Consider the following 9110-nt stretch of genomic DNA (forward strand, 5'->3'; position numbering starts at 1 on the left):
TCCGCAGACAACAGTATCTATGTCCAGTATTTCTGGACATCAGCTGTTAGGGTTGTGTTATGGCAACGGCGATGGAGACGCTCAGGGCGACACTAAGTGAGATCGAGTACAGGACCCTGGAGATTCTCGCAAAAAGCACTGAACCGCTCTCAGGTCGCAAAGTCTCATCGGCGCTGGGCGTATCTCCGACAACTGCCAACGGCGCCCTGGCCAAGCTGTTAGAAGCTGGGTTCGCCACCTCAAGAAAGTCAGGCCGGGCAAGCCTGTGGCAACTCGCGGTCTCGAACCCCTCCATCAGTGCATGGTTGACGGAAGTCATTCCGGCCCAGGAAGCACCCATGACTGGTTCGAGCCCGTATTCGACAGGTGGCGGAGGAGTCCGCCTTGAGCATTCTTACGCGGCCTGTTTGATTGCCGGATTCCTCGCCGGCGACGCGGTTCCGGAGCTCGGCGACGCACTCAGTATGGACTCTATTCGGCTCCAGGCAAGCGACCTGAGCGAGGTTGACGACATCCTTATCGAGGGCCGCGACGCTCATGGCCGGATTCATCGCGCTTCGATCGCTGTCCGCAGGAACCCTGCTCTCACCAACAGCGACAGCGCGTCGGTTCCGCTGATCCGGGACTTCTTGGCGATCGTAACAAATCACTGGTCCGAAGCGTCCTTGGGACAGTGGCGGCTTGTCCTCGCGGTTTCATCCAACGCCAACGCAATTACGCAGCTGGCCGAGCTCGCGGAGCTTGCTCGCTCCCTTCCGAATGGACACGAACTTGCAGTCCGCATGACGCAGCCGGGAAGAACCAACGCTGGTGTTCGGGACAGGTACGACCACATCAAGGGACTCGTTGGCCAAGCGGCGGGTGGTCTTCCCGCAGCAAACGGACTGAGCACCGAGGAGTTGAGCTGGCGACTCCTCTCAACTCTCAGCACTCGAAGCCTGCGCTTAGAGAGGACCGATCGTGTGGATCGGGCCACCGCGGTCAACACGCTGCAGCGCATGCTTAGCAACGGCACACCCGCGGCGGCCGATGCGTTGTTCTCGCGTATCGAGGAGCTTGTTGGTGAATGGGCACCCCAAGCAGCAGTGCTGACGCAGTCAGCGATTCGGCAGAGTCTGAGCAACTACCCCCTCTCAAGTTCTGCGAGGTACTCCAGCGCCTGGGCAGTGATCGCCCGGCTCGGGGTCCGGCTGCGCGAATCGATTCGTCCGGCGTTGCGTTCGGGGTCGAAGTTGCTTGAGTTGGATCGCTCAGATGAACGAGCGCGACTCCTTGCAGGCATGCGATCAGTGGGAATGTCGGTAGGCGCCCTTGTAGTCACCGGCAACCCGGATGTCGGGAAGTCCGCTTTGTCTCTACGAGCGGTCGAGGCACTCGAAACGGAGAGCGCGGCTGTCATAAGTCTCAGCTTGCGCGACCTCCCCGCGAGCCTGGCCGAATTTGAAAGTCAGTTGGGCGGCTTTGCTCTCGACGACGTTATGGGATCCGGGCAAGTGCGACCCATCCGAGTCCTCGTTGTCGATGGCGCGGAGGCTGTTCTCGAAGCTAAGGGCCAGGTGTTCCGCACTGTCGCCGCATCAGCTCTAAGAGCCGGCTTCGGCGTCGTTGCCGTCACGCGGACCGATGGTTCGCGCCAGGTCCGAGACGAGCTGGCGCGAGCAAGTGAGCTGGCCGGATCAGACAGCGCTCCCGCCGAACACATCGTGGAACCTCTGACCCCCGACGAGCGCCAATCGCTTCCCACAACCTTCACAGCCCTTGCCCGCCTAGCTAGCGATCCGCGCGCAAGCTGGCTCCTTGGTCGACCTGGCCTGGTTGACGCGCTGCTCCGGACTGGCACGTCGTTCGATCCCAATGACCTGCTCTGCGAAGCAGACGTATTTTCAACGGTATGGCAGGGCCTTATCCGCAAGAACGAGGTGCATGCTCTGGGAGCTGCTTCCCCGGACGATCGTGAGCAAGCTGCCCTGCACGCGGCCAGACGAGTTCTAGGTATTCCCGCCGACGCGCCCCACGGATTCGGTGCCGCTGAACTGCGGTCCGACGGCGTACTCCAGGTCCCCAACGATCCCGCCTTCTCGTCGGGCGATGAGTTCGCAACCGACCTATTCCGCGACTTCTCGTTATGCAAGCTCTTCATTCGCGATGGATGGGATCCTCTGACCGCAGCTGGCGCTCCTCGCTGGTCAATCCGTTCCGCGCGCCTAGGTTGTCAGGCCGCCTTACTCACCTCGAACCGATTGAGGTCATGGACAAGCCTCCGTGCAAAATTCGGCGAAATTGCGAGTAGGCAAGGCGACAGATGGCTGGAAATCCCGTACGAAGCGCTCCTCACACTCGGAGATGCCGAGTCAGCCATCCGCGAACTGTGGGAGACACTGACCACCGACAACTGTGCCTCCCTGATGACGCTTCTCCGACTTGCCGAGGCCCGATATGTGAGCGGAACGGTCGGTGACGCCTTTGCGCTCGCACCGCTTGTGAAAGTCGCGTTCGCCGAAGGTCCAAAGATTGAGGGCGCGCCGCGCCATGGCCATCGGAGCATTCATGAGGTCATCCGGGAACTCGTCCTTGCCTGGCTACGCGGAATGGCGACTTCCCACCTAAGGCCAGATCCGCTCCGCCAAGAGGTCCGTGACGTCATTCTTACTAACGATCCGCCCCTCTACGACAAGTTCGCGATCGAGGCTCTGGCCACTTTGGGGCCGGATGTCGACGACCGGGCAGAAGCGTGGCTTCGAGAGGTCGCAAACGAAAGACCGGGAAGCCTCAACCCCGCCGTTGAGTCGTTCTTTGTCGCAGTGAGCATGTCGCAGACGAACCCGAAGCTGCTATTGGATCTCGCCGAGGCCTATTACATCGAGCTGCCCGATCCTGATGACAGCTGGCATAGCACCCATTCCCTGGATGACGGCATCCGGGACTACAGGCACGGACTCACTCCGGGATTCGGAGCACCCCAAGCGGCTTGGTACTACGGCCCGTTCTTCCGTCTGCTCACCACCATTCCCGCAGATGCGATCGGGTTCATCAACCGAATGCTGGACCACGCCGCGAAGTTCCGAGTCGGACAGCTGTCGACAAACCGCCGCTATTCTGTGGATCCCGAAGCTCTTGAAGGCTTGGAGCTTCAGCTTCATGGAACTGCCCGTCGGCTGTACGTTGGCGACAGTCACGTCTGGGCCTGGTACCGAGGAACCAGCGTTGGGCCATACGTATGCATGAGCGCTCTTCTTGCGCTAGAGCGCTTTGCCGACCACCTACTTGAGGTACTGAATCTGCCGGTCGAAACGATCCTCGGACTGCTTCTTCGCGACTGCCACAACCTCGCCATTCCCGGACTAATGGTCGGGTTCTTGACTCGACACCCGGACGCAGCGGGGCCCCACCTCGACCCCTTCCTCGCGTCCCCGACTGTCTGGCATCTGGAGACGGCTCGCGTCACTGGCGATTTTGGGTTCCGTGTCCGAGACGCCGATGCTGACAAGCTGACGGGGGCGGACCGTCGACGGTACACCTTCCACGAAACGGTGGGCGCAATGGTGGTCAATGCTCGGCTCGCAGGCGACGATGAGCGACTCGCCCAGTTGCAGGCCACCGGCGCCAAACTTGTCGAAACAGCACGGGCCGAACGCCGAGACACTCGGGGCGACGAGGACAGCATGGCCGTAATTGAGAGCTGGGCGGAAGAGTTCCGGATCGGGAACTATCGGGCCAGCGAGAGCGGCGACCAGATCCTCATTCAGTTCGAGCGGCCGGAACGAATCGAGCAAGTACTCGCACCACGCACCGCCGAACTCCAGGTCACGAACACTCTTTACAGCCTCCAGAATCGCTACGGGCGCTACAATGACGACCCCAAAAACTGGCCTGTCGAAAGTCTCACTGACGACCTCGGAACTGCGCGCAGAATCGCCGAGGCCGACCACGCGCCTGAGGGCATGCCGTGGCCGGAGAACTCTCTTGTGTCTGTCGCCGCGGCGGCCGTGCGAGCGCATGCCTTGGGGCTCGCGACGTTGGAGTCTTCGGATCTGGTTTGGGCCGCTAATGCCGTGATCTGGGCTGCCGAGAACCCACAGGTTGACGGCATGAGCTCCAGCGGGTCCATGTTCTCTATGGGAGCGGACCGAGCGGCTGCGGCATCCGCACCGCTACTGCTACTCGCACCGTTCGACCACGTGGACATCGACCGGCCACGGATCGAAAACGGTCTACGATCGCTCGCAACAAGCGAATTCGATGAGGTACGTGCGATCTATGTTAAGGGCTGCCAGCCAGTTTGGGACGAACCATGCAACATCGATGAGGGCACGGGTACGTGTCGTCGGCATCAATCGCCCTGGGACGCCGCAACGGCCGGACTGATCGACTGCCGCCTGGGCCCCTGGAATCAGCAATCTCAGCGGCGGGAACCGGATCCGCTACCGACGCCATTCCACAAGTCGCTACCAGTCGTCGCTGACGACGGGCTGCTCGTCAATCGTCTCCGTATGCCGCTGGCGTGCATGGTGGACGCCAGAAACGTCGAGTGCCTCCAAAGCGTGATCGGAGATCTATGGGCGCCTCTTTGGGACGCCCATCGCAGGGGTCTCGCCCACTGGTGGAAGGAGGGATACGACCACTACGCACACATCAACCACGAGCCGATCGCTAGACGAATGGTCCAGATCGCGCTAGAAGGCGACCGAGACCCTATCAAATCGCACATCGAGGCGTTCGCTGCCGACTCAAACACGCTCCACCTCCTCTTTGATGGATTCGCGACCGCCTTTACCTACTATGAAGATCTTCGTGGATCCCTGCCAGACTTCTGGCCGTGGGCGCTGGAGATCGCCCTAGAGTCCGTCGGCGACGGCACTCAACTGCGTTCCAAACACCAATGGTTCGACTACATGACGGCAGCACTGCTCCCAACGCCGAGCCCGAGGTCGTCGGATCCAGACATTGACGGAACCCTCGCTCAATGCCGCCAGAACTGGCTCCAGCCCGAAACACTCGGCGAGCTCGCCGAACGCTGGCTGGACCTCGCGCGCTGGGAACCAAAAGCAATCGACGCGGTCATAAAGTTCGCGAAGGGCACGGCGCTTGCATGGCAAACGACCGTCGCAATGACATGGATCGAAACGATCATTGACGGCCGATTTGACCTGATCGCGAACCATCTGTGGCTTCTTGAGGAGTGGCTAACTGAGCTTCGCCGAGCGGAGGTAGTCACTGGCGAGGTCAAGAACCAGTACCACCGAATCGTTGACGGACTGGCTGCGGCGGGCGATAGAGCGGCCGTCAGGCTTCAACAGTTGGATGAATAGCGTTCTGGCAATGCTTGACAGTTGCCCCGCACCGGCGGATACGGATCAGCAGCGCGAGGCTGACCGGCCCCATGATGAAGAACTTCATCGCGTTCCAGATGTCATGAGAAGGCTGAGCCAGACAGAGCCACCTTCCGCGATGATGTTCGTGCAGACGCTTGCTGCGAATAGGAAGGGGACCTCGAGCAGCGAGGCCGGGACACCCACGTCAGTTCGCGTCGAGTGCGGATCGCATCAAGGACGATGTTGGTGGGCAGGTAGCGGCGCAGGAAATGGCGGACATGGATGCTCGCGGTCCAGATGAGTCGCAACAGGGCGTGGTCCTTTCAGGTGTTGGGCGACGAGAACCTGCAAGGACCGACTCCGCGGGATGCGGGGGTCCTGCTGCCGCAATGAGCGTCAGCGACATAAAGAGGTCGCTTCAATCCTCACGGTACGACGTCGGCTGATTCTCTGGAAGGCCTACGGCTCTTAGAGATTTCGACGGCCGGCCTTCGTCGCGTATGAGCGCGCGTGCCCGAGCGAGGGCTGGGCGGGCTCGGGCCGTGACGATTACGGGGTGTGTTGTTGGCCTGGTGGCCATGTAACTGGTTCACCCAGCTGCCAGCGACCTCGGAATACCTGCCTCGCGTAGGCCTGTGACCGGAGCACTTCGCGCGCTTTGCCCTCGCCTTGGGCGACCGGCAAGGTCGGTAATGCCCGTGCAAGCTCAGCTGCACTCTGCACGCCCTTGCTGGATCGGGCAAGTTGGTACAACACCGAACGCGTCAGTACCTCCGACGGCGAGCGGTCTTCCGCGAGGATTCGCATTGTCGGCATCGGCGCGGAGACCGACTCCAGCCGCGCCGCAGCATCCTGGTGAACACCGCCCACAGCTGCGACCAGCCGGAATATTCGTTCCATGGCGTCGCGCAACCTCTGGGTTCGTTCAGCGTCTACGCGTTTCCACGCGTAGATAGCGCTCGCTGCGGTGGCGCCCGCTACGACGGCCTGCGCCCAGGACGGTAAGGCACGAACTGTGGAGAACAACCCGCTGAGACCCATCCGAATGAGTCTTGCGGTCATAATTCCGGCGTCGAGCGTCCAATAGATTGCGCCAGCGTTCCCGCCAGCGGCAAGTGCTGAACGCCATTGTTCGAGTTCTTTTAGACCTCGAGCCTCACCATAGACGGCAGTCGTCGCAGGCCTGTCCTGGCTCAGATAGAAAGCTCCGATGACAAGGGCGAGGGTAGCCGAAGGAACGTCGTCAGGATCGACTTCTCGGAGGCGGCCGATCCGATGTCGCTCGTCGTCGGATAGCAGGTCGCCCGACACCTCGGAAACCAAGCGAAGCAACGGTAAGTATTGCTCGACCCACAACGCTTCAAACTGTGCGGCATCGATGCCCTTTTGCCGGCACCACTCCTCGCGGTGCTCGGCGACTTCTTCGATGACATGCGTTGTGCAGAAAAGGCGGAGGAACCCGGCATTCGCGGCATTCACCAGGGTCGTGTATTCGCCTTCAAGCTTGCACGCGTAGAGAACGTCGTTTCGCAAAACGTTCGCGTCAACAACTATTGGTGGGACTGAAGGCACCGCAGATGCCGGGAAGCAACCAAGATCGTCGGGACCGAGGATCTCGTCTGCTGCGCGGTGGTGATGAAAGAGCCGCAGAGCCTCTTCGACTGCGGCCCGAGCAGTCCGAAGCTCGCGCTCAATTCCACCCGGAATCAGCAGCCGCACCTTTCGTAGTTCTCGTCAGCACGTTGCTCCCCGCTCGAATCCAGTGACAAGCCCGCCATGTAACAAGCATCCCAGAGGCGGTTGTCGTTCTGCCCACGGGACGCGCTCTCTCCTCGATCTGCAACAAGCGTGTCCTCGAAAATGGCCAAAGAGTTCCACCGTCTCGTTCGACAGACGTTGCGTCGAGCGCCGGGAAGCAGACCAGATCCGAGCCGCCTACAACTCACGTTCACCACTTCATGGATCGTGTTGCACTTCGGCCCCACTCGCGTGCGGCGATATCGCACCCCACCCGCAGGTTTGCTTTCCTCCTTTTGCTGACCACTCCCCCACACAGACACGCTTAGCCCACGCCCGAAAACCTACACCTCTGGCACCGAAGGTAAGACTCACGCCTATAGACGGAAAAGTGACAGCCCAGCACTGGGGCCTGGGGTCTATTCTCTTTTGTCCTGTGCGGGGCCCGCGCGGTGATTGGCCTTCCTCGATCATGGTAACTTAAAGGTGACATCGTAAGATTTACGTAGACATCATTGGGGGGTAGGAGTGGCCGAGGCTCCCGGATCGGCGCGGTTGGTCCTGGTGGACGGAATCGCGCACCTGGACGAGGAACTGGCCGTGTTCGAGGCGATGCTGACCGGGTGGGAGCGGCAGCAGAAGTCCCGCTTGCTGGCAGATACGACGATTGCTCCGCGGATGGCGTTGCTGCGGCGGTTCACGGAATTTTCCGGTTCTTATCCGTGGGAGTGGACCGCCGGCGATCTCGAGGATTTCACGGTCTCGCTGATGTCCGGCGGCGCCCGTTTGGCGCCCTCGACGATTCGCGGCTACCACTTCACCTTGCGGCTGTTCTGCGACTATCTGACCGATGGGCGCTACGGGTGGATCCAGGCATGCGCGGACCGGTTCGAGCAGATCCCCTCCCAGGTATGTCATGACTTCAATACCGTCGCGCATCTGCATGATTACGAGGGCCGGCCGGAACGGCGTCCGTTCACCTACGACGAGCTGCAGCACCTGTTCGATTTCCTGGACACCCGGGTGGAGCAGGTGGCACGCTCGGGCCGCAAGGGCGCGTTGGCCGCGTTACGGGATGCGCAGATGATCAAAACGACCTACGCGTTCGGGTTGCGCCGTAACGAGTTGTGTCAGCTCGATGTTGCCGACCTGCGGCCTAATCCGCACATGCCGCACTGGGGAACCTACGGGTCCATCCACGTCCGCCACGGCAAATCGTCCAAGGGCGGGGCCCCGAAGCGGCGCACGGTGCTGGCCGTCCCCGAGTTCGACTGGGCGATCGAGGGTCTCAAGCAGTGGGTGGAGCAGGGCCGCCCGATCGTGCGCCCGAGGAACCACGCCGCCCTCTGGGTGAGCGAGCGGCTGAGCCGGGTCTCGGCCAAGCACCTGGACAAACGGTTCAACCGGCTCCGTGCCGAGGCAGGCCTGGACGAGGCGCTGACGCTGCATTGCCTGCGGCACTCCTACGTGACGCATCTGATCGAGTTCGGCTACCCGGAACGCTTCGTCCAGGAACAGGTCGGCCATTCCTATGCCTCGACCACCGCGATCTACACCTCGGTCAGCAACGACTTCAAAAACAAGGCCCTCCAGGCCGCATTGAAACGCGTTTACACCCCGACGCCGACAAAGGAGCCGTAGATGGCACGGAAACTGAGCATGCAATGGAACCTGCGCCAGCTCATGGCCGCCAAGGGCCTGTTCCAGACCAGCGAGCTGATCCCGCTGCTGGAAGAACGGGACGTCCACCTGAGCAGGCAATACGTCCATCGGCTGGTGACCAAGCCCCCGCAACGGGTCAACATCGAGCTGCTCGCCGCGCTCTGCGACATCCTCGGATGCACCGCAGCCGACCTGCTCGAGTTCCGCATCGAGGAAGTCCGCGAGCTGCGCCACGTCGCCGGCGACACCGGCCCGGGCATCGGTGAGCTCCGACCGATCCGGGCGACGATCCGCAGGCCACACGAGCCACAGTGACCGGCCCCGCATCCAAGCCACCCGCGTGCTCCCGGTGCGGCATCAACCGGCCTGCGTCCATTACCGTGCAGGGCAAAAGCATCT

Annotated in this window: 4 protein-coding genes; 3 read left to right on the forward strand and 1 reads right to left on the reverse strand. The window is 61.7% G+C overall.

What is annotated here, in order from left to right; all coding sequences use genetic code 11:
- The first annotated feature begins 338 nt into the window (after window positions 1-338).
- Window positions 339-5309: a hypothetical protein gene (locus E1809_RS19270; protein WP_133205853.1), complete on the forward strand. Its 4971-nt coding sequence runs from the start codon at window positions 339-341 to the stop codon at window positions 5307-5309.
- Window positions 5310-5861: 552 nt separating this feature from the next.
- Here the strand turns inward: E1809_RS19270 and E1809_RS19280 are convergent.
- Complete coding sequence (locus E1809_RS19280) at window positions 5862-7031, reverse strand: PIN domain-containing protein (protein ID WP_133205854.1); 1170 nt, start codon at window positions 7029-7031, stop codon at window positions 5862-5864.
- A 546-nt stretch (window positions 7032-7577) separates the two neighbouring features.
- Here E1809_RS19280 and E1809_RS19285 point away from each other — a divergent pair.
- Window positions 7578-8690: a tyrosine-type recombinase/integrase gene (locus E1809_RS19285; protein WP_133205855.1), complete on the forward strand. Its 1113-nt coding sequence runs from the start codon at window positions 7578-7580 to the stop codon at window positions 8688-8690.
- A complete protein-coding gene (locus tag E1809_RS19290) occupies window positions 8691-9026 on the forward strand; it encodes a helix-turn-helix domain-containing protein (protein WP_059388322.1) in 336 nt (111 codons plus the stop codon). It begins immediately after the preceding gene.
- Window positions 9027-9110: the final 84 nt, after the last annotated feature.

The sequence above is a fragment of the Arthrobacter terricola genome (genome assembly GCF_004354015.1).
Taxonomy (GTDB): domain Bacteria; phylum Actinomycetota; class Actinomycetes; order Actinomycetales; family Micrococcaceae; genus Arthrobacter; species Arthrobacter terricola.